At 34.1% G+C, this 20,958-nt stretch carries 22 protein-coding genes; 16 read left to right on the top strand and 6 right to left on the bottom strand.

Annotated elements, in window-relative coordinates:
- Positions 1–61 precede the first annotated feature (61 nt).
- The 11 genes from GYV61_RS01485 (at position 62) to GYV61_RS01435 (ending at position 8,262) form a co-directional block, all read left to right on the top strand.
- Complete coding sequence (locus tag GYV61_RS01485; protein ID WP_174794499.1) at positions 62–925, top strand: ABC transporter ATP-binding protein; 864 nt, start codon at positions 62–64, stop codon at positions 923–925.
- A 5-nt stretch (positions 926–930) separates the two neighbouring features.
- Entirely contained in the window at positions 931–1,686 is a 756-nt protein-coding gene (locus GYV61_RS01480; protein ID WP_174794482.1) for an ABC transporter permease, read from the top strand.
- A gap of 18 nt (positions 1,687–1,704) precedes the next feature.
- A complete protein-coding gene (locus GYV61_RS01475) occupies positions 1,705–2,469 on the top strand; it encodes an ABC transporter permease (RefSeq protein WP_174794481.1) in 765 nt (254 codons plus the stop codon).
- A gap of 76 nt (positions 2,470–2,545) precedes the next feature.
- Positions 2,546–2,899 (top strand): GntR family transcriptional regulator, encoded by a 354-nt coding sequence (locus GYV61_RS01470; protein ID WP_174794480.1) that lies wholly within the window; start codon positions 2,546–2,548, stop codon positions 2,897–2,899.
- A gap of 10 nt (positions 2,900–2,909) precedes the next feature.
- Positions 2,910–3,614, top strand: coding sequence for an ABC transporter ATP-binding protein (locus GYV61_RS01465; RefSeq protein ID WP_174794479.1), 705 nt, complete (start codon positions 2,910–2,912; stop codon positions 3,612–3,614).
- A complete protein-coding gene (locus tag GYV61_RS01460; RefSeq protein ID WP_174794478.1) occupies positions 3,614–4,423 on the top strand; it encodes a hypothetical protein in 810 nt (269 codons plus the stop codon). The genes GYV61_RS01465 and GYV61_RS01460 overlap by 1 nt, the downstream gene beginning before the upstream one ends.
- A gap of 43 nt (positions 4,424–4,466) precedes the next feature.
- Positions 4,467–5,294, top strand: coding sequence for a hypothetical protein (locus tag GYV61_RS01455; RefSeq protein ID WP_174794477.1), 828 nt, complete (start codon positions 4,467–4,469; stop codon positions 5,292–5,294).
- 76 nt (positions 5,295–5,370) lie between these two features.
- A complete protein-coding gene (locus tag GYV61_RS01450; RefSeq protein WP_174794476.1) occupies positions 5,371–6,210 on the top strand; it encodes a hypothetical protein in 840 nt (279 codons plus the stop codon).
- Positions 6,211–6,350: 140 nt separating this feature from the next.
- A complete protein-coding gene (locus GYV61_RS01445) occupies positions 6,351–6,716 on the top strand; it encodes a GntR family transcriptional regulator (protein ID WP_174794475.1) in 366 nt (121 codons plus the stop codon).
- On the top strand, positions 6,716–7,423 hold the full coding sequence (locus GYV61_RS01440; RefSeq protein WP_038522685.1) for an ABC transporter ATP-binding protein: 708 nt from the start codon (positions 6,716–6,718) through the stop codon (positions 7,421–7,423). The genes GYV61_RS01445 and GYV61_RS01440 overlap by 1 nt, the downstream gene beginning before the upstream one ends.
- Positions 7,423–8,262: a hypothetical protein gene (locus tag GYV61_RS01435; RefSeq protein WP_174794474.1), complete on the top strand. Its 840-nt coding sequence runs from the start codon at positions 7,423–7,425 to the stop codon at positions 8,260–8,262. Before GYV61_RS01440 ends, GYV61_RS01435 begins: the two co-directional genes overlap by 1 nt.
- A 265-nt stretch (positions 8,263–8,527) precedes the next feature.
- Here the strand turns inward: GYV61_RS01435 and GYV61_RS01430 are convergent, their stop codons facing one another.
- Positions 8,528–8,719 carry an LBP_cg2779 family protein gene (locus GYV61_RS01430; protein ID WP_046324857.1) on the bottom strand — a complete coding sequence of 64 codons (192 nt, stop codon included), beginning with the start codon at positions 8,717–8,719 and terminating at the stop codon, positions 8,528–8,530.
- Between the two features lie 62 nt (positions 8,720–8,781).
- Complete coding sequence (lepB, locus tag GYV61_RS01425; RefSeq protein WP_110446101.1) at positions 8,782–9,360, bottom strand: signal peptidase I; 579 nt, start codon at positions 9,358–9,360, stop codon at positions 8,782–8,784.
- 84 nt (positions 9,361–9,444) lie between these two features.
- Between lepB and GYV61_RS01420 the strand changes: the two genes are divergently transcribed.
- From GYV61_RS01420 to GYV61_RS01405, 4 genes are read left to right on the top strand one after another with little or no spacing between them, the layout of a single operon-like run.
- Complete coding sequence (locus GYV61_RS01420) at positions 9,445–10,200, top strand: SAM-dependent methyltransferase (protein ID WP_174794473.1); 756 nt, start codon at positions 9,445–9,447, stop codon at positions 10,198–10,200.
- Positions 10,201–10,252: 52 nt separating this feature from the next.
- Positions 10,253–11,155 carry a hypothetical protein gene (locus tag GYV61_RS01415; RefSeq protein ID WP_238786731.1) on the top strand — a complete coding sequence of 301 codons (903 nt, stop codon included), beginning with the start codon at positions 10,253–10,255 and terminating at the stop codon, positions 11,153–11,155.
- Positions 11,148–12,533 (top strand): RsmB/NOP family class I SAM-dependent RNA methyltransferase, encoded by a 1,386-nt coding sequence (locus GYV61_RS01410; RefSeq protein ID WP_174794471.1) that lies wholly within the window; start codon positions 11,148–11,150, stop codon positions 12,531–12,533. Before GYV61_RS01415 ends, GYV61_RS01410 begins: the two co-directional genes overlap by 8 nt.
- 15 nt (positions 12,534–12,548) lie before the next feature.
- Positions 12,549–13,334, top strand: a complete 786-nt coding sequence (locus GYV61_RS01405; RefSeq protein ID WP_110446097.1) for an HAD family hydrolase — start codon at positions 12,549–12,551, stop codon at positions 13,332–13,334.
- 58 nt (positions 13,335–13,392) lie between these two features.
- Here the strand turns inward: GYV61_RS01405 and fni are convergent, their stop codons facing one another.
- The 4 genes from fni to mvk are packed head-to-tail and all read right to left on the bottom strand — an operon-like array spanning position 13,393 to position 17,409.
- Positions 13,393–14,409, bottom strand: coding sequence for a type 2 isopentenyl-diphosphate Delta-isomerase (gene fni / locus GYV61_RS01400; protein WP_174794470.1), 1,017 nt, complete (start codon positions 14,407–14,409; stop codon positions 13,393–13,395).
- A 9-nt stretch (positions 14,410–14,418) separates the two neighbouring features.
- Positions 14,419–15,501 carry a phosphomevalonate kinase gene (locus GYV61_RS01395; protein ID WP_174794469.1) on the bottom strand — a complete coding sequence of 361 codons (1,083 nt, stop codon included), beginning with the start codon at positions 15,499–15,501 and terminating at the stop codon, positions 14,419–14,421.
- Positions 15,502–15,537: 36 nt separating this feature from the next.
- Complete coding sequence (gene mvaD / locus GYV61_RS01390; protein ID WP_174794468.1) at positions 15,538–16,497, bottom strand: diphosphomevalonate decarboxylase; 960 nt, start codon at positions 16,495–16,497, stop codon at positions 15,538–15,540.
- A 3-nt stretch (positions 16,498–16,500) separates the two neighbouring features.
- The gene (gene mvk / locus GYV61_RS01385; protein WP_174794467.1) at positions 16,501–17,409 is read right to left on the bottom strand and encodes a mevalonate kinase; all 909 of its coding nucleotides are present in this window, start codon (positions 17,407–17,409) and stop codon (positions 16,501–16,503) included.
- Positions 17,410–17,484: 75 nt separating this feature from the next.
- Here mvk and GYV61_RS01380 point away from each other — a divergent pair, with 75 nt between their 5' ends.
- Positions 17,485–20,958 (top strand): PD-(D/E)XK nuclease family protein, encoded by a 3,474-nt coding sequence (locus tag GYV61_RS01380; RefSeq protein ID WP_174794466.1) that lies wholly within the window; start codon positions 17,485–17,487, stop codon positions 20,956–20,958.

Below are 20,958 nucleotides of genomic sequence, written 5' to 3'. Positions count from 1 at the left end.
TCACTAGTATAATAATTTTTAGTAAGGATGATTAAGAGTGAAAAGTATTATTGTACTACAAATGGATAATGTTAGTACTTATGTTGGCAAAACAGTGTTAGTCAAAAATGCCACTTTTAAGATTAAACCTGGTGAAATAATAGGCTTAATTGGACCAAATGGTGCTGGGAAAACCACCATTATGAAAACTATCCTGGGTTTAATGAAATTCAAAGGAAAAGTTGTAGTTAATGGGCGAGAAGTTTCTGAAAATGATCATCAGGCTTTAAATAAGGCAGGTGCGTTAATTGAACATCCGGCAATTTACCCATTTCTTACTGGTAAACAAAATTTAACTCTTTATGCTCATGACCAAAAAGATATGGCACATTTGATTTCTGAATTACAAATGGATTCATATATTAATAATAAGGCTAAAGGATATTCTCTTGGTATGAAGCAAAAATTAGGAATAGCAATCGCCTTATTAAATCAGCCCCAAATTGTAATTCTTGATGAACCAATGAACGGACTTGACATTGAATCAACGATTCGAATAAGAAAATTAATCAAAAGATATTCTGATCAAGGAACAGCTTTTTTAATCTCAAGTCATATTTTAAGTGAATTACAAAAAGTAATGACGAGAGTTGTCTTAATCTCTGGGGGAGAAATTATATTGAATAAAGAGGTCAAAGAATTTGAAAAAATTAGTCACCAAAAATACCATTTGACTACTGAAAATAATAAACTTGCAAAAAAGATTTTTGCTGCTTACCAGATCACGTTTACAGAAAATGAAAATTATTTGATAGTAAGTCAAAACGACATATACAAAATAGAAGATCTGCTTTTTAACGAAGGTGTTCATTTAAAAGAAATTTTGCCGCTTGAAGCCAACCTTGAACGAATTGTAGTTGATGTCTTGGAAAAGAAAAGGGGATAGACAGAATGCTTATAAGCTTTAAACAGGAAATCTATAAATTAAGCCATGAAAACATCGCTTTGTATGGTCTGATTGTTCTCATTGTAACAATGATTTACAACTTTTTTACTAAACCTATTACGCGCCAATCCCTTAGCTACGGATTTGGTGCAATTGAGTGGATTCCTTTAATTGTTATTACCGTAGCATCTGCAATTTTTTCAATGGAATACAAGAATAACACGATTATCATGTTGGAGTATAAGACTTCAAGCAAGTATCAAATTTACTTTGCCAAGTTTTTGGTTGTCTTAATCTATAGTTTTTTCTTAACAGTAATCGCATTTCTACTTACTTCGATTTTAAGCATGTTCTTTAATGCTGCCAGGTATGATTGGTTACTTAACAAAAATGGTAATAATCTTTTAAATGATCTGCTAATTAACTTAGCAGGAGCATTGATTTATTCCTTTTTTAGCATTGGTTTATCTTTTATGCTCATTATGCTGGTTAAAAATAACGCTGTAGTAGTTTGTTTTGGAATTGTACTAGCATTTTTTGGTGCCAGTTTTTCGAGGGGATTAATGCAAAGCTTTCCCCATTTTATAAGTACTATTAAATGGAATTTTTTAAATATGATTTTTATTTCCCAGCAATTATCAAATCCAAACCTTAGCTTAAAATCGAACTTATCAAATGTTGAACTAATTATAGCCAATATCGTTTACGGCATAATTTTTATGGTCTTGGGATACTATCTATTCAAACATCGACGAGTATAAAGAGAGGAGATAACTAAAATGATTTATAGTATTAAGCAGGAACTATATAAATTAGTGCACCGCAAAATTAGCTGGATTGCAGCTATTATATTATTTTTTCTAATGCTTATTACCGGTTTCGCTTTAGCAGATGAAAGTAAAAAGCTAATTTTAACATTAACTTTTGATTCATCTGATTTCATAATGTTTATCCTAGTGATAGTAGGTGCCACGTGTTTTTCGATGGAATTTCAAAACAATACGATTTTGACACTTTTATATAAGTCTTCGAATAAAATATATGTCTACTTATCGAAGTATATTGTTTTGTTCTTATACGATGTTTTTCTGCATTTGCTAGCTCTTTTTTATACCATTTGTCTGCGTTATACCATATTTAATTATCGAGTTAATTGGTCAGAACTTTATTTATACCATCAGCCGGTATGGCTAAACATGGTAACTGCTTCTCTAATAGATTTAGTAACTACAATGTTAATTATTGCTATTGTTTTTTTACTCTCGTGCCTAATTAATAGTAGTGCAATTGTAATTACAGCAAGCCTGTTAGTGACATTCATAGGTCAAAACATTTCTTCCGACTTAATGAACGGGGGCAAGCTTATAAGCATTATGAAATGGAACCCTTTTAATATGGTGGACTTAACCCGGCAATATGGTAATTATGGCATGTATGTTTTAACTACCCACCTGAATAACCAAGAGCTTTTTATGGGTAGTCTAGTCTATATTCTTATTTTTGTGATTACCGGCTATTTAATCTTTCGCAGAAAAAGATTTTAAGTAAGTAATTGCATAACTTTTAAGTTTATTGTAATATTATAGTGTATTATAAATGTAATACAGTTAGAGGGAAAATATGAAGTTTAAAGATGATAGGCCGATATATGTTCAAATCCAAGAAGATTTATGTCGCCAAATAATTACCGGAAAACTTACACCCAGTCAAAAAATTCCATCTGTCCGTAGTTTAGCAACCCATCTAATGGTCAACGTGAATACTATTCAAAAAGCGCTCAAACATATGACTATGTCAGGGCTTTTAATTACTAAAAGAGGAGAGGGTAATTTTGTGACTAATGATAAAAAATTACTGGAAAAAATTAAAAGAGACATTATCAGATCTGAACAAAGTAAATTTGTGCATAATATGAAGGCCTTAGGAGTTTCAGCGCGACAGCTTAATTTAATTTTAACTAAACACTTAAAGTAGGGAGTAAAAAATGGAAAATCTATTGGAAATAAGAGATTTAACTTACAAGAAAAATCTAAAAACAATTTTGGATAACATCAATTTAAATTTACAACCAGGAAAAATTGTAGCCCTTCTAGGTGAGAATGGTGCTGGGAAGACAACTTTAATGCGCATCATCAGTGGCATGGCCAAAAACTATCACGGGACAGTTAATATTTCAGGCGAGAATAATGTTGCAGAAAGAAAAGCACATCTGTCATTTACTGATGGATTAACAGGTTTTGCTAATTCAACGAAAATCAAAGAAATTGTTAAATTTTATAAGGTCATCTATCAAGATTTTGATCAAAATCAATTTGAACAGTTGCGTCAGTTTATGAAATTAGATTCAGAGATGCGCTTATCTGAAATGTCCAAAGGAATGAAAGAAAAGTTAATCATTGCCCTGGCATTTTCGCGCAAAGTTGACCTTTACTTATTAGATGAGCCCTTTTCGGGGATAGATGCCATGGCGCGCAAAAAAATAATTAATTCGATCATTTTATGGAAACCGGAAAATTCAACGATTCTTGTTTCAGATCATTTTGTCAACGAAATAGCCAGTATGCTTGATGAAATCGTCATTATTAAAGACAAAACCATTTACACGCACAAATCTACTGAAGAGATCCGCGAGCATCATAAAAGTGTTGAAGATTATTATGAAGGTTTATACGATGCGGAGGAGGAATAATGAACGTTTTCAATCATTTGTTTGAAAAGTTACTGCAGAAAAAAGCCAAAAATGTTTATCTTTTAGTTATTCTGCAATTCATTAGTTCTCTAGCTTCAGCATTTTTTACTTATTTTAGTTTTTATTCTGGCAGACTTCACTTTAATTCGCACGATAATCTCGAGTTTTTACCAGGATGGATGGCACTGTTTGCATCATTAACTTTCTTGTTCGGACCGATTTTGTTCATTTTAACTGTAGTTGAAAATGAACGGTTAAATAGAAATCAAACATGGCGTTTAGCACCAATCAGTGATGGCAAGTTTTATGTTGCGAATATTTTAAGTTCATTTGTTTCGTTGATTTATTTTGTGCTCTTAGATGTGTTAATTGCAATTTGTTTTTTATTTTTATCAATATTTACTAATCCTAAATTTGGCAAAAATTTACAGATTGATGTTGATTTAAACAGTACTGCAATTCTTGATTTTATTGGCATTATGTTACTGCTAATTCTTACTTGTCTTTTTCTTTACTTTTTGGTTAGTTTCCTTAACTTTTCCAGTCAAGCAATTTTAGACTTTTTACCACATGCATCAAGTCATATTCTAATTTCTTTTGTGCGCATATTTATAATTATCGTCTTGGTGGGATTACTAGTTAGGCTCTATAGTGTCTTTGCCAACTATATTATCAATATAGTTTTACTAAGATCCACTGGTCTTGCGGGATTGGAATCCGTTGTATTAATGATGTTTATCATTGATTTAATAATACTTGGTATTAACGTCTTCTTAATCAATCATTTTTTTGAAGCAGGAGAGAAGTAAAACCTAATACTGTTTCAATGTTTTCAGAGGAGAAGGGAAAAGCATGACCTCTTTTAAAAATTTATTTGGCAGATTCTTTGTAGAAAAAGCCAAGAAAGTTTATTCATTTTTAATTATTCAAATAGTTGGTGCTTTAGCATTTTCTATTTTTGGGATACTGATTCGTACAGGTGAGTTTGGTGAATTTTTAAATCTTTACTCCGAGCTTTTACCTGATTGGCTAATGTACTTTTGTCTATTGAGTGTCTTTTTTATCATTTTCTTTTTTATTTATATGGCTGTCAAAAATGAGCGAATTAATCGGAGTCAAACTTGGCGTTTAACTGCAATCACTGATGAAAAATTTTATATTGCTAATAGTTTAAGCTCGTTTATTACTTTTTTCTATTTCATTTTTCTTGACATTATTGTTGCAGGGATCTTACTAATTGTTTCATTTTTTATGGACAAGGCTTTTCGTAAATCATGCGAAAGAATGTTTAAGCAATTTAGACCAAATTTTGATCTGAATACAATTCGTTTAATTTTTGATATCATGTTACTCTTACTTTTATGTTGCCTTTTCATTTCGTTATTGATCAGCTTTTTAAATTTTTCCAGTAAAGCGATCATGGATTATCTTCCTGTAGCTTCAAACGGATTAATTGTCAAACTATTACATATTTTTATTGTTATCGTAATAGCCTGGCTTTTTACCAAAGTAGAAAAAATTTTTGTCGACCAATTTTTAGGCAGCCTTTTGCATTTTTTAAACTTAAATCCGGCTTACAACAATACTTTACCCTATCTTAATTTAATTGTTGTAGTTGTTAATTTAATTGTGTTCGTCATTAATATCTTTTTATTTAAGCATTTCTTTGAAGCAGAGTAAAAAATAGAGGCATAATACCAATTTTATATGAGCGACAATTTGGCATCGAGCAAAATTAAAAAATAAGGAGTTCAAAATGGCAGAATTTAATAGGTTATTTAATCGATTATTTAAAATTAAAACTAAAAAATTACACATATTACTTTTTTTCCAGGTAATTGCAGCTCTTGCATGTGCCTTTTTTACATATTATGAAGTAATCAATTGGCATATCCGCAAAAATCCCCAAAACAATGTCGGAATTTTACCGGAATGGGCATTATATTTTGTCTTCTTGGCCTTTTTTGTTATTTTTTTTGTTTATTTTATTACGCCGTTACAAAGCGAGAAATTTAATCGCAGTCAAACTTGGCGCTTAGCTGCAATAAGCGATGGGCAATTTTATCTTGTTAATGTATTAAGCACGTTCGTATCTTTTATTTACTTTATTGTACTCGAATTCGTCACAGTAATGATATTACTGTTTTCATCGTATCTGACCGACAAGCCTGTTGTATACTTTTTCCGCGATTTATTAAAAAGCATTCTACGCAATCTTGACATTAATTTATTCTGGATAATACTTGGTACGATCGTTTTAGCTATTTTAAGTTGTTTCTTTTTATATTTTGTTATCAGTTTCTTTAATTTTGCCAGCCGAGCAATACTAGATTTTGTCCCTGCAAACATTAATGGAGCAGTTGTGAAAGTATTACACATAGTCATAATCTTCGGATTAATCTGGTTCTTCTTTAAAATCCAAAATATCTTTGTTTACCAAGTTCTTTTATCAGTGATTCATCCGACTAATTATGGACTTAATCTTTCTAGTAGTTTACCTTTTGCAATTTTGGCAAACGCAATTAGCGATCTTATTTTATTAGGCAGCAATATTTTCCTAATTAATCATTTTTATGAAGCAACTGAACATAAGTAGGGTTACTAATAAAAAGTAGAAACTTACCAACTATTTACAAAAAGTAGTTTAACTACAAATGTTAAAAGGTTTGCGGAAAAAATCAATCTAGTTTATGATAGTGTATTATAGGTGTATTACGGCCAAAGGATGGTGGACTTGTGGAATTTAAAGATAACATTCCCATTTACTTACAAATTAAGCAATACCTATATCGACAAATAATTACCGGCAAATTGAAGCCAGGTAAAAAAATCCCTTCTGTACGTGAACTGGCAGTGCAACTTACTGTTAATGTCAATACCGTGCAACGTGCTTTACAACAGATGAATTTTGAAGGTATTTTGTACACCAAGAGGGGAGAAGGTAATTTTGTCACTGAAGATACTACTTTACTTGATAAAACAAAAAGGGAACTAATTAATGCGGAACTAGATAAGTTTGTACATAGTATGAATTCTTTAGGAGTATCTGACGAACAAATTCTCAAATCTTTATCTGAATATCTTAAAGAGGAGCATAAATAATGGCAAACCCTTTAGAAATAACCGATTTGGTTTACAAAAAGAACCAGAAAAAAATTATTACTGATTTAAATTTAACACTCAAACCGGGAAAAATTGTCGCTCTTTTGGGCGAAAACGGTGCAGGTAAAACCACATTGATGAGAATTATCAGCGGAGTTGCCAAAAATTACCAAGGCACGGTAAAAGTTGCTGGTTTTACTAAAGAGGCTGATAGAAAAGAGCATCTTTCTTTTACTGATGGCTTAACTGGATTTTCCAACTCCGTCAAAGTTAATGAAATCGTCAAGTTTTACCAAATTCTATACCATGATTTTAGTCTAAAGCAATTTGAGCAGTTAAGAAAATTCATGAATTTAGCTTCTGATCTGCGCTTATCTGAAATGTCCAAAGGAATGAAAGAAAAGCTGATAATTGCTCTAACTTTTTCTAGAAAAACCGATTTATATCTTCTGGATGAACCTTTTTCCGGAATTGATGCTATGGCTCGTAAAAAGATTATCAAATCGATCATCTTATGGAAGCAGGAAAAGTCTACTATTTTAATTTCTGATCATTTTGTCAATGAAATTGCTGCAGTATTAGATGAAGTGGTAATTATTAAAAATAAAACTGTCTGTATGCAAAAGTCTACTGAAGAAATTAGAGCGGATAACCAGACAGTAGAAGATTTTTATGAAAGCTTTTACCAGAGAGAGGAGGAGGAATAATGGCAATTTTTAATCGTTATTTTACCGTACTCTTTAGGTTAAAAACTAAATGGATTTCTCTTCTGTTAATTATCCAGACTGTTGCCTCATTTGCGATGACTTTTTTCAATTTTAATAACGGCCACGTTTATATCAACAGACAAATTTTTTCTAACTTTTTTACATTATGGCTAGCTATTTTTATTGTACAAGCATGGCTGTTCACTGGAATCTTTTATTTAACTACCTGTTTTCAAAATGAAAGAGTGAGTGGTAATCAGACTTGGCGCTTAATACCAATTGATGATAATAAACTCTATTTTGATAACATTTTAAGTTCATTTGCTGCTTTACTTTTCTTTGTGATATTAGAAATTATCTGCACATTAATTTTAAGTGTTGTAACTTTCACTTTTGATAGTCAGTTTCATCGCTCCCTAATCGAATTGTTTGCTGATATTGGCAGACATTTGCAACAAGTTGACTTGGAGATTATGTTTAATTTCTTTGGTGCACTTATGATGGTTATTCTTTGCGCATTTTTTGGGTACTTCATAATCAGCTTTTTAAATTACTCAAGTCGTGCACTTTTAGACTTCCTGCCACAAGCGCTCAGCAAAGCTTATTTTCGAATAATTGCCGTTTTAGTCATTATTTTAGTTGCCTGGCTTGCAATCAAAGCCAGTAACATAGGCCTACAAATAATTTCGTTTCCGTTTAGGTTTATGATGGGAGAAACCACAGGTACAAATGATGATTTAGCTATAGCATTATTATTAATGCTTCTGATTAACATATTGTTCTGGTTTTTTGATACCATTCTTTTCAGTAAGTTTTTTGAAGCAAGAGAAGGTAAATAAAATTTGCATACTAAAAGACGCTAAAAAATTTTTTAGCGTCTTTTCAACAGCAAAAAAATAGCCATGAGACAAATAATAAAAATGTTAAACCAGAAAAAAGACAAAAGGCGATATAGTCTAAGCAACAATGCTTTTAGCTACTAAACTTTACAAAAGTAGAATATTTTTGTAACTAGTCCTATAATGAGCATTCTTCTAAATTTACTAAAAATAAAAGCCTGCAATTAACTAAGACGAATTGCAGGCTATATTTATAACAAACTTTTCAATGATTCGCAGCAAGGTAATCATACAGCTGATTGATTTCTTCAGGAGTAAATTCACCTTCACCAGTTTTCATCGCATGAATCTTTTCAACTGACAAATGACTAGCAAAAGCTAAATCCGTATCAGTAACATGATGTTTGACTTGAAAGTCAATAATTGCATCGGATAATTCCTCTAACTGCTGATTCATATTAAATTCTCCTTTACAATTTATTTTAACGGAAAAATACTAAAATTCAAAGAAAATTAAAGTTAAAAACCTTGAATTTTATTAAATGGCCAATACCTGAATTTGACTTTACCAATCAGATTCTGTCTTTTAACAGGTCCAAACATATGCGAATCCTTAGATATGTCACGGTGATCACCCATTACCCAATAATAACCTTTGGGAACTTTATAAGTAAAATTGGTCGTATACGTCTGTCCTTGAGCATTATTAGCTTTTTTAAAGTGATTTTCTAGATATGGCTCAGGTAAGAGCTTACCATTGACATACATCTTATCATTCTTGGAAACCAGCTTATCACCCGGTAAACCAATGATGCGTTTGATGTAATAAGCACCAGGGGTATCATTTGCGGCTTTTGGAGCAAGCAGCACTACCACGTCATTGCGCTTAGGAGTGAAATGGCGGACAGCGATTAAACGATCATTATCTTCAAACGTTGGTTGCATCGATGGCCCTGAAACTCTATCATTAGAAAGTACGAAATGGAATAAAACAAAGAAAACTCCCAAAATTACTGCCATCATTATGACGACATCAAGAATAAATTTACCTAAGCTTTCTTCCTCTTCGTCTTGGTTTTTTGTAACTTTTTTTGCCATAAAATATTCTCCTTTTTCATGTTACTCTTTATTATAACTGAAATCTGGTCGTTTGAATGTTAAAATCATTATAGGTATTTGATAATGACAGATTTTTTAAGTAAAATTAACCAATTAGATGCCAGACTTATTATTGAGTCTGTGCATCAACAAGTAGAGGAAATTAATAATATTGTTGCTACCATAAGGCAAAAGCAGGTTTTAAAAAGAGCACCAGAAAAGCTGGGGTTTTTACCCGATATCGCTGAGGAAATTTGCCACAAATTTAATTCTAGGGATCAACTAGAAGATTTTAAAACGATTAATCAGCTGCTAAATAATACCCGGCAATTTTTAGCAATTAAGTTTGGCCTATGGTCAATTCCAAATCTAGAAACAGCCCAAGTAATTAAAGATCAGCTAAAAGTTAACACTGGATTAGAAATAATGGCAGGTAACGGCTATTGGAGTAAAGCTTTGTCACAAGTAGGCGTTAAAATGAAGGTCACGGATAATTTTAATTGGTCAAAGACTTCAAACACTGGCGTTAAAGCATTTGTGCCTGTTAGTAATTATGATGCTGTAAGAGCTGTCAAGCAATTTAATGATGTCGATTTAATAATTTGCTCCTGGGCACCTAACTTTGGCAACAGTGATGAAAAAGTTGTTGCCACTTGGCAAAAATTTAATTCTGCCACACATCTATTGTTTGTAGGTGAAAAAAATGGTGTGACCAACTCTGCAAGTTTTTGGCAAAAGGAGCCATTTCTTCATTCAAAGGAACTAAGGCTAATCAACCAGACATTTACAAGTTTTGATTTTATTGATGAACAAATTTTTGAGATAGCACATGAAATTTAAAAAAATAATTTTAGTTATTATTATATTTTTATCGTTTCTAGGAATTGGCAGTATGCTGTCAAACGTTCAGTCACGAGAAGCGGATCAACTACTTGAGGCATATGGTCTAAGTAATAATACCCGCTACATTGAAATAAAAAATAAGCAAAATGTTAGATCTTTTTTGCTTTATTTGCAAAAAAAATATCCCCATAACAAAATTCAAGTTCATATGACTTGCAGATCTAAAAAAAATCAAACTTTGGTCTGGTCAAACCATGATGTATTAAACTTGCCGACAGAGTCTGGCAGATATTTTACTAAAGAAGACTTTAAAGGCCAGGTTTCTTTTGCTGTACTGGGATTAAATGCGAAAGTCCCTACCTATAAGGTGCAAGGGAACGAATATGTGTATTTGAATAAGAAATATTATACAGTTGTAGGTACTTTAAAACATTATCGCCAAATGAAACAAGATAGTTATTATCTTACTACTAGTCCCAAACAGCCAACGGGAAAATTTAAATTACGTGATTATCAAATTATAATAGATAGTTCAAATAAAGTAATTCGTCAAATTGCCAAACATTATGGGGTTAAGGCTAAAATACCGCTTTTTGTTAAAAACCACCAAATACATCAGTTTTCAATCATTAGGGAAATTACATTTATCATAATCTTATTGTTAATTGCTTCATTTAGCAATTTAGTTTTAGCTTTTATAGATTGGAAAACGGTTAAGTCAACTCACTTAAAGGGCAATTTATTGCGTAATTGGTTAATAAATCACGGTATCAGAATATTATTGATTGAAGTATTGGTAACTATAAGTGCATATTTCTTCTTGATATGGCGAACATTTTTATCAAAGCCGCAGCACTTAATCTGGCTCCTTACAGGCTGCTGGATCATCATTTCTATTATATACAGCATATGCATCTTGCATTTATCACGAAAGGATCAAAATAATGCCTAAACTGCCTGAGGATTTTAAGGAAAAATATACTAGGTTATTAGGAAAAAGTAGAGCACAGCAGTTTTTCAATTCAATTAATGATAGTCCCAAAAGTGCATTTCGCGTTAATTCATTAAAAGAAAACCACTGTCTTTCTTGTGATCCAAAAAAAGAAGTTTCAGGCATACCCCAAGCCTATTATGGTAAAATCAGTGGTCAAGATCCAGCCTGGGTAAGTGGAGCTGTTTATTCACAGGAACCCACGGCAATGTTTCCAGCATTATTTGTTGAAGCGCGTCCGGGACAAAAAGTGCTTGATTTATGTGCCGCACCAGGTGGCAAGAGTACTGCAATCAGCGAACAGCTAAAGGGTGAAGGACTTTTGGTTGCAAATGAAATTTCACACACCAGAGCAAAAGTATTGCGCGAAAATCTTGAACGTTGGGGCACAACAAATTCTTTAATTGTCAGCGAAAAGCCAGAAAAATTAGCACAGTGTTTTCCTCATTATTTTGATAAAATTTTAGTTGATGCGCCTTGTAGTGGAGAAGGTATGTTTCGTAAGAACCCTCAGGCTATTAAGTATTGGTCACAAAATTACGTCCTGCTTTGCCAAGAACGACAAAAAGAAATCTTAAATGCGGCAGTCAAAATGTTAAAGCCAGAAGGAGAATTAGTCTATTCTACCTGTACATATTCTCCAGAGGAAAATGAACAAATAGTTTCGTGGCTAAGTCAAAAATTTAATTTGACTATTATGTCACTAGACGTAAAAACGCACGCTATTGCTCATGGACACCCTGAATGGGCTGACAATAACCCTGATCTCATTAAGACAGTACGATTTTGGCCTACAGCTGAGTTAGGTGAAGGGCAATTTGCTGCAAAATTAAAATTATCGTCAAAAGTGGCCGTCCCTGGCAAAATCTCGCCAAATCAAAAAGCGAAGAAGAAAAAAAGGCCTCAAAAAGAAGCTCTAACTAAATCTGAAATTCAATTAATAGCGGAAGTACTAGATAAATTTAATTTACCAGCAGCAATAAAAAATTGGCGGTTAAATAGTCGAGTACGTAATAATCACGTTTTTATACCGGCATTATCAGATAGTGCGAATCTTCATTTGCAGATACTAGCAAATGGCGTTGAACTGGGTGTGTTAAAGAAAAACCGTTTTGAACCCGGACATCAATTAGCCATGGTGTTAGCAGAACAGAAACAAAACAGAGTAGTTGAACTAAGCAGGGAAAGCTATTTAAAGTATTTACACGGAGAAACATTAAGAACGCAAGCTAACGAAACAGGCTTTGTTTTAGTCAGTTGCCAAAATTTCATTTTAGGTTTTGGTAAAATCAGCAATCATATTATTAAGAATTATTATCCTAAGGGACTACGAGTTTAATAGAAAGAAAAAAGAATGATTAAACTAATTGCTACAGATATGGACGGAACTTGGTTAACAGATCAGAAAACGTATGATCAGGGATTGTTTTTGCAAGAATTTCAGATTATGCAAAAAAAGGGAATTAAGTTTGTTGTTGCCAGCGGAAATCAGTTTGAAAATTTATATTCGCGATTTCCACAAGTGGCCAATCAGCTATTCTACATAGCGGAGAATGGGGCATTAGTAGCACAAGGCAAGCAGGTAATTCACGTTGATTGTCTTTCTGAAAAGGACTGGCAAACAATCATGAAGATAATTCAGAAAAGTAATGAAAAAGTCACGGTTTCGGGTCTTGCCAGCGCTTATATTTTAAAAAAAGATGGACCTGAGTACGCTAAAGAACTAAAAAAGTACTATGAAAAACTGACAGTTGTTGAGAGTTTTAATCACCTTGATGATCAAATCTTCAAGGTTACGTTTGATGTTGCTGAAAATAAAATGCCGCATCTTTTAGAAAAATTAAGACGTAATTATCCTGAAATTGACTTTGTTTCTGGCTCTTCTTCATCGATAGATATGTCAACAAAAGGTATGAATAAGGCAAAGGGCTTACAGTTTTTAAGTAGTAAATTCAAAATTAATCCTAAAGAAATGGTAACTTTTGGTGATAGTGGCAATGACGTGGGGATGCTAAAATATGCTGGCACCAGTTATGCCACAGGAACAGCACTTCCCGTGGCTAAGAAGGCTGCTACTCACATTATCGGCTCAAGCAATGATAGCGCCGTTCAAAAAGAGATTTGGCGTCTATTAAATTAAAAAAAAACAAATAACTAATCATATGTAAGACAATAGTTATTTGTTTTTTTATAAGAACCTATAATAGCTGATCAATGGCTATTTTTAACGGCAAATCATAATATTTTTTGATTTTGGTTAACTTTGTTAAATCATTTTGACCGTAAATAGCTAGCAGGTTAGCAAGTTCTTCTTGCCATTCTAAAATAAAATTTTGCAAATAATTAATATCGTGTTTGATTAAAGCTTGTAGAAAAACATTTGATATACCAACAGCTTTTCCACCTAGACATAATCCCTTAAAAACGTCCAAAGGATTACGCACGCCACCTGAAACAATAAAATCAACCTGCTGTTTAGCAGCCATTAAGCTTGAAATGACAGTGGGTAAGCCGATATCTTTCAGATAAGAAACATCATTGGTATTACGAGCATTTTCTATTTGGGCAAAATTTGTACCGCCACTGCCAGCAACATCGAAAACTTTAAAGCCTTCATTTTTCAACAAATGAATTGTTCTTTCATCTAAACCAAAGCCGACTTCTTTAATGATAATTGGCACGGTTACTTTTTGACGTAATTCTTTTAAATTATTTAGCCAATAAAAGTCACGGTCTCCCTCAGGCATGGCTATTTCTTGCACTGCGTTCAAATGAACTTGTAAAGCGTCAGCCTTTAATTCTGTAACTATTTTTTGTGCTTGTTCGGCCGCAGTTTTAGCATTTACATTTGCAATTAAAACGCCAGTGGGGTCTTGCTGGCGTGCAATCAAAAAGCTGTCACTAAGAGAAGGCTCTTTCGTCAAAATGCTGGCTGAGCCAAGTGCCAGAGCAATATTAGTTTTAGCGGCAACTTGTCCTAATTTCTTATTAATCAAATAGGATTTATGAGAACCACCGGTCATTGCATTAATAAAAAAGGGGGCTGCCACTTTTTTGCCAAACATTGTCGTTTGTATGGCTTTGACACTTACTTCGGTTTCAGGTAAAGCCGGCCGCACCAAATGCATCTGATCAAAACTATTTTGTTTATTATCTTGATAAAATCTTTCTGCTAAAACCAAATGTTCTTCTTTACGATTAGATCTAAGTGACATGTTCTTCCTCTAGTCTGCAACCCGAATTTGGTGAACGCGAAAGTCTAGCGGCATTATACCGTTTTGGCGCCATTTATCTTCAAGATAGGCAGTATCTGTATTTGCATCAGCGATTACAATACCGCAGTCGCCATTTCCGGCACCGGAAGTTTTAGCAGCTCCTCCAAATGATTCGGCGATATTGATCAGTTGGGAAAGTCGCGGAATTTCAATTGCAATTTGATTTATTTGTGCAAAATGCTGCAACAATTTACGATTAACTCGAATTTGCTTTTTTATTAACTGAATATCTTGTTGTTCAAATCCGGTAATCATCTTTAGTACGCATTTACGCGAAAGCTTGAGAAATTCTTGATATTGTCCGTTTAAGGCGGCCTTATTGGCATTAGTTTCATCAACAAGCCGCGAAGTGGAGGCAGGCTTTTGACTCCAGCCAATCATTAGTTTTAAGCCGGCGGGAGGGGTTAAAAGTTGTATCTTCAAACCAGGCCAGGCTTCATTGACCACTTCCGATAATGTTTTATGAGCCAGTTCATTAGCAAGCCATTGTTTATCAAAAGTCTGATAGGCAATCCAGCCACCATAAACACTGGCTGCAATGTCACCAGCAGAACCGTTTCCTTGAACTGAATAATGAGAAATGGCTGATAATTTATAAACTAATTCATTACTAAAAGCAACATTATAAAAACGCAAGATTGCTTTGACTGTGGCTACTGTAACTGCAGCACTGGAGCCCAAACCATATTTTTTCCCATCCGAAGAATCAAGATCTGAATTGACATATAAGTCATAGACTTTCATCTTGACTTTTTGTTCCAAGCAGAAACGTTCCGTGTATGAAATCGCAGCCAAAATGTATTCGAATGGATTATCACGATTGTCAATAACCATTTTTGCGCCATTTCTAACCCAATGAATGGAGCTTTGAGAATATTGTTTAGAGTGGATTAAACCAGTTTTTGATTTCGACTTAATGATTGAAACGCGAATAAACTGATTGACTGCGACTAAAATTGCAGGACAATCTTGTTCTAATACTGCGTACTCGCCAGCTATGTATAATTTTCCGGGTGCTTGTTCTGTTATCAAAAGAATTAAATCTCCTAATCAATTAATTTACATTAACTAGTTCAGACATGAAATACCTGGACCAAAACTTGCATTTATTATGTTAACATTATGGAATTCGGATACAAACCTCTTAGTAATATCTTTTACATTTTTTAATTGACTTAAGATTTTTATATTAGGTCCGGCATCTATTGTGAAGTAACATTCTATACCAAGCCTGCGCAAATCAGCTACTAATTTGATTGCTTTAATAGTTGCAGGCTCAAAATATGTAAAACCCGGTTGGGCAGTTAAATTAACAGCATGCATTTCACAGGCATTTAATTCTGCTAAACTACCCAGTTTTGAAAAATCATTTGCTTTGATAGCAGCAACCATCTGGGCCAACTCAGCTTGATTACGCTCAAGCCACGGCCTGAAAAAAGGAGAGGTTTGTGCTTGTTTCATGCCCTGAGTAGAGGATAATTCTTTAGGGTTTTTATTCAATTCAACCACTAATAGTTGTAGATCCATTTTGGGTTTTTCATCTAAAGCATAAGCATAGGATGATTCATTATCAGTACCTTTTTGCCAAATCGCAAAGCCGCCATATATTGACCTGCTGGCTGAACCTGAACCCCAACGAGCCAGACGGGAAAGTTCAACTGCTGACAGATTAATACCATAGTGCACGCAAAAGGCTCCCGCTAAAGCCGCAAAAGCAGAACTGGAAGAGGCCAGGCCTGCAGCTGTAGGAACGTGATTAACTGACTCAACCTTTAAATTACCCTTAACGTCAAATTTTTCTTGTAACAGTTTTAAAAAAGAAAAAACCCTTTGATAACTTTGTCCACTTTGTTCAACGCCATTTAACCAAAACTGGTTTTTAGGACCTGCAGAAACTTTAGTATCAGTATAAAATTGATCAAGTGTCATAGACAAACTGGACATTAGTGGTAAACGCAGACTTTGGTTTGCTTTTCCCCAATATTTGATCAGGGCAATATTGGTATGAGCACGAACTGTTTTTTCCATAAATTAAATTTCCTCAATCCAACTATGTGCCACAATATTTTGACATTTATGCGCTATTTTCAGAGCATCATCCTCATTGCGACACAAAGCAATCACGATGCCGCCCAGTCCACTGCCAGACAATTTAAAACCCAAGGCCTCATTTGCGAGAGCTATTTTTTGTAATTGATCAATCTTACCAGTTGAAAGGTTAAATGAATGCAATATTTCTTGAGCCCGATTAAAAGCTAAGCCTACTGTCGCTGCATCTTTATTTAACCAGGCAGTTTTAGTTTCATCAGCTAATCTACCTAATTGCTCAAGATTGTTTTGCGCTGTCGGGGATTCATTTAAAAGCTTATGAACTTGAGTGACAGCTTTTTTCGTACTACCCAAATCACCTGTATCCATGATAAGTAAGGTAGCTTGTAATTTCGACCTTAGCGGCTTGGGACCATCTTTTTGATTAAAAAAGATGAGGCAATCAGAATTAACAGTGGCAGCATCAAGACCCGATGCTTTACCATGGTTGATCATTTCTGCGTGGTTAGTTATATTAATAATTTCAGTTTCAGTTAAATTTAAGTGGAAATAATCATTCATTGCGCGCGTAGTCGCCAGTGCCACGGTTGCACTAGAACCTAAACCGCGTTCAATTGGAATCTCTCCCGTATAGGTTATTTTAAGAGCTGCTTGACTTGCGGCTTTTTTCAACATTGTTTTAACTACATATTTTAAGCCATCATATTCATCCGGAGCCATAAAAAAAGGCCCCTGATAATGAGCCGTATCCATCCACATTTTTTCAGATGGTTCTACAGTTGTTTTAATATGCAAAGAAGTGATTGGCAATGCCAAAGCATCATAGCCATAAACTACTGAATGTTCACCAATTAAAATAACTTTTCCGTGTCCTAAAAAACTTGATTTCATTTTATTTAAGATCCTTATTGTTTTTAAAAATTTTTAGTTCCTATGCTAAAATAATGGCAAAGGAGCGCAGAATAGATGATTAAAATTTTACTAGGTCGGCAAACCGATCCCATGCAGGAAAAAGTTTTACAGGAAGCAATAGAAAATTATCAACGTTTTCCTAATCATAAAACTTTTGTCATCGTTCCTAATCACATTAAGTTTACCACAGAAGTCAGGGCAATTAACAGGCTAGCTGTTAGTAAAAACCAGACAGAGCAATCAGTGAAAAATTTACAAGTTTTATCTTTTTCCAGGTTGGCCTGGTTCTTCTTAAAAGATGCCAAGCAGGGCTTACCAACAGAGCTGGATGATGCTGCAGCGGCTATGCTTTTAGCAAAAATCATTGAGCAAAATAAAGAGCAGCTGCATCTCTTTCAAACCACCAATTTAAATCCCGGCTTGCTCAAACAATTGTATGACACAATTTTGCAAATACGCGAAGGTAACTTGGACCTTAACGAGATTGATCTGGATACTCTAGATCTTGAAACCAAAAACAAAGTTGCAGATTTGAATATTTTATATTCTGCTTTCATTGAGGCTATTAAAGGTAAATTTTCTACTTCAAATGAAATTCAATTGCAATTAAATGAATATCTGGCTGACTGCAAGGGACTAAGCACAACCGACTTTTACTTCAGTGATTTTTCCCATTTTTCACTGCAAGAATGCTTAACCGTTAAATTACTGATGGCTAAAGCTCATAGTGTCACTTTGGCATTCAAAACCAAAGAGGGTGAAATTAATTCTACCCCGGAGCCGGGAGACTATGATTACGTTATTCAAACTACCATCAATAAACTACTGCAGTATATTCAAACCCGTAATTTGCCTCATCAAATATCAACGACAATTATTAATCCCAAACCTACCAAAAGAGAGTTACTCAATGAATTTTGGACGGGGACGGTTAGTGATATTGGTGAACTGGATCAGGTGCAGCTTGTGCGTGCTGACAATAGATACGCTGAAGCTTATTACGTTGCTCATACCATTTATCAGCAGGTTGCTTTAAGGCATTATCGTTACCAGGACTTTTTGGTTTTGGCACCTAATTTACATGAATACGAAACCTATTTAACTCCAATTCTAAGGCAGAATCAAATTCCGTTTTTTAATGACTTGCAGCAGGAAATGAAATATCACCCTCTGGTTGTTTTGATTGAAAATATTGCGCAGTTGCTGAATAGACCATTTCAAACGCAAAATATGCTGGCAATCATGAAAACTAGGCTTATTATCCCGAAGTGGTATCAAGATGAATCTGCTTATATATACGATGTTGATCAGCTGGAAAATTTTGTTCTGGCACACGGCATTAACCATAATCTTTGGCGCAGAAGTTTCACTGAATATATGGCTGCAGAGGTAATTGATTTAGACAAGGTACCAGAAGAAGTTAACAAAATAGATAAACTAAAGGATTTTTTTGTTAAACAAATTACCAAGTTGTTCCAAAGCTTAAAAGATGAGACAGATACCCAAAAAGCAATTACGACCTTTTTCGACTTTTTAACTCGAAACGGTGTGAATAATATTTTAGAAAAGTGGCGTGCTGATGCTCAAGAGAGTGGGGCCTTGCAAGAAGCGCGTCAGTCTGAGCAGGTGTGGGACTTATTGATCAACCTCTTACATGATTATTTACTGATTAATCCGGACAGTTTTGACCTTAAGAGCTTTTTTGATGTACTGATCAATGGTTTTAAGGAAGCTACCTTTTCGCAAATTCCGGCCACACTTGATGCAGTCAATTTATCTGAAATGGGGATTGTTCAAGTTAGTGGCTATAAACAAGTTTTTATTATGGGCGCAACGGTTAATGGGCTGCCGCAGATACAAAACACTCCCGGGTTTTTAAGTCCAGAAAACCTAGCAGAACTGAAAAAGGATTTTGGTGAAGACTCATATATTGAAGACAGACAAGAATTAAGCAACTGGGATCAAAATTACCAGTTTGGTATTTGTCTGGCTTTAGCACAGGATAAAGTTTACTTAACTTATTCTTTAGCCTCTGATGAAGGAGACACAGTTCAACCTTCAATCTATTATGAAAGGTTTAAGAACGCTGGTGCAGCAGAATTTTCGCAGCATAATCTGCCAGAAGAAACGAGTCAGCTACTGTCTTTTATTACTAATGCCCAAGCAAGTTTAGGATATTTAAGTTATCTTAACCAGGCAAAAAAAGACATTGATGTTAAAGAATTGTTAAAGCTAACCGCTAAACTTTTACCACAAAAAACAGCTAAAGTCATAGAGGGAAGTAATTTTATAAATGAACCCCAAAATATCGGCCCTGATTTGGCACAAAAATTATATGGGTCAAACCTCAATTCTTCAGTTTCGCAGTTGGAAACCTTTTATGAAAATTCATACGAATATTTTTTAACATATGGCTTACGCCTTCATAAGAGATTTGAAAATGAATTTGATTTTATACAAGCTGGCAATTATTTCCACGAAACTTTTGATCGTTTGGTTAAGGAACTAAATGACCGTTCACTTGATTTAAAAGAAATTGATGATGAAACACTTAATCAGTTACTGGAAATTGCACGTACCAAAATGAAAGGCGAAGCCAGATACAAGCAATTATTAAATGATCCATTCAATGAGTTTTTATTTAAATGCCTTGATCAAACTACCAGTAAAGTGGCAAGCAATTGGCACCATGCAGTTTCCAAAACCCCTCTGCGTGCTAAATATTCAGAGCTCAGTTTTGGAAAAGGTGAGCAGGTGCAAGGACTTAACTTTAAGCTGCCAGGCATAAAAGGCAATCATTACGTTAATTTAAGAGGAAAAATAGATCGAGTTGATTTGGCTCAGGTTCCAGAGCAAAACGAATTAATTGCTCAAGTAATTGATTATAAGTCCTCAGCTAAAAAATTTGATCTGGGATTATTTTACGAAGGTATTTCTTTACAAATGGTTTCATATCTAGATGTTTTAATGCAAAACCACAAATTCTTTGCTGGTTCTGAACCACTCTCACTTTTAGGTGCTTTTTACCAAACAGTTACCAGACAAACTGAGAGGCTAAATAGCAAAAACTTGTATAACACTAATTTGCAGATAAAAGAAGACTACTTAGATGGTCAAATTAAACTTAAATATACCGGTTTAATTAATGACGACCAGCTATTAATGCTCGCTGCTGAGCCTGACTTAAACAATCCACGTAGTACTTCTTCCATTTATGCCGGAGTTAGTTCCACAAAAGATGGATCTTTAAAATTTGGTGGCAGTTATTTCAATAGTGATGAATTTGAATTATTGCTCAAATACGACGAAGAGCTTATTAAAGATGCCTCCAGTCAAATTTTAGCGGGAAAAGTAAAGTTAAATCCCTATAAATATGGGAATGGAAAAAATGCCTTAACTTATTCAGACTTTCGTGATATTTTCTTTTTTGATGCCATGTTGAAAGAAAATAAATATCATCAAGTAGGAAGCCTGAAAAGGGAGGAACTGTTGGAAAAGATTAAAAAACGGCTAAAGGAGAGAAATTAA

Origin of the sequence: Lactobacillus melliventris (assembly GCF_013346935.1) — a bacterium.
Lineage (GTDB): Bacteria > Bacillota > Bacilli > Lactobacillales > Lactobacillaceae > Lactobacillus.
The sequence above is the reverse complement of the archived record's forward strand: the minus strand, read 5'-3'. Positions and strand labels throughout refer to the sequence as shown.

Coding starts and splice junctions, on each gene's coding strand:
- GYV61_RS01450 (WP_174794476.1), top strand. CDS start 5,371: ATGGCAGAATTTAATAGGTTATTTAATCGATTATTTAAAATTAAAACT.
- GYV61_RS01460 (WP_174794478.1), top strand. CDS start 3,614: ATGAACGTTTTCAATCATTTGTTTGAAAAGTTACTGCAGAAAAAAGCC.
- lepB (WP_110446101.1), bottom strand. CDS start 9,360: ATGGCAAAAAAAGTTACAAAAAACCAAGACGAAGAGGAAGAAAGCTTA.
- GYV61_RS01455 (WP_174794477.1), top strand. CDS start 4,467: ATGACCTCTTTTAAAAATTTATTTGGCAGATTCTTTGTAGAAAAAGCC.
- GYV61_RS01415 (WP_238786731.1), top strand. CDS start 10,253: ATGCTGTCAAACGTTCAGTCACGAGAAGCGGATCAACTACTTGAGGCA.
- GYV61_RS01410 (WP_174794471.1), top strand. CDS start 11,148: ATGCCTAAACTGCCTGAGGATTTTAAGGAAAAATATACTAGGTTATTA.
- GYV61_RS01485 (WP_174794499.1), top strand. CDS start 62: ATGGATAATGTTAGTACTTATGTTGGCAAAACAGTGTTAGTCAAAAAT.
- GYV61_RS01435 (WP_174794474.1), top strand. CDS start 7,423: ATGGCAATTTTTAATCGTTATTTTACCGTACTCTTTAGGTTAAAAACT.
- mvaD (WP_174794468.1), bottom strand. CDS start 16,497: ATGGAAAAAACAGTTCGTGCTCATACCAATATTGCCCTGATCAAATAT.
- GYV61_RS01440 (WP_038522685.1), top strand. CDS start 6,716: ATGGCAAACCCTTTAGAAATAACCGATTTGGTTTACAAAAAGAACCAG.
- mvk (WP_174794467.1), bottom strand. CDS start 17,409: ATGAAATCAAGTTTTTTAGGACACGGAAAAGTTATTTTAATTGGTGAA.
- GYV61_RS01465 (WP_174794479.1), top strand. CDS start 2,910: ATGGAAAATCTATTGGAAATAAGAGATTTAACTTACAAGAAAAATCTA.
- GYV61_RS01380 (WP_174794466.1), top strand. CDS start 17,485: ATGATTAAAATTTTACTAGGTCGGCAAACCGATCCCATGCAGGAAAAA.
- GYV61_RS01405 (WP_110446097.1), top strand. CDS start 12,549: ATGATTAAACTAATTGCTACAGATATGGACGGAACTTGGTTAACAGAT.
- GYV61_RS01470 (WP_174794480.1), top strand. CDS start 2,546: ATGAAGTTTAAAGATGATAGGCCGATATATGTTCAAATCCAAGAAGAT.
- GYV61_RS01420 (WP_174794473.1), top strand. CDS start 9,445: ATGACAGATTTTTTAAGTAAAATTAACCAATTAGATGCCAGACTTATT.
- GYV61_RS01430 (WP_046324857.1), bottom strand. CDS start 8,719: ATGAATCAGCAGTTAGAGGAATTATCCGATGCAATTATTGACTTTCAA.
- GYV61_RS01480 (WP_174794482.1), top strand. CDS start 931: ATGCTTATAAGCTTTAAACAGGAAATCTATAAATTAAGCCATGAAAAC.
- GYV61_RS01475 (WP_174794481.1), top strand. CDS start 1,705: ATGATTTATAGTATTAAGCAGGAACTATATAAATTAGTGCACCGCAAA.
- fni (WP_174794470.1), bottom strand. CDS start 14,409: ATGTCACTTAGATCTAATCGTAAAGAAGAACATTTGGTTTTAGCAGAA.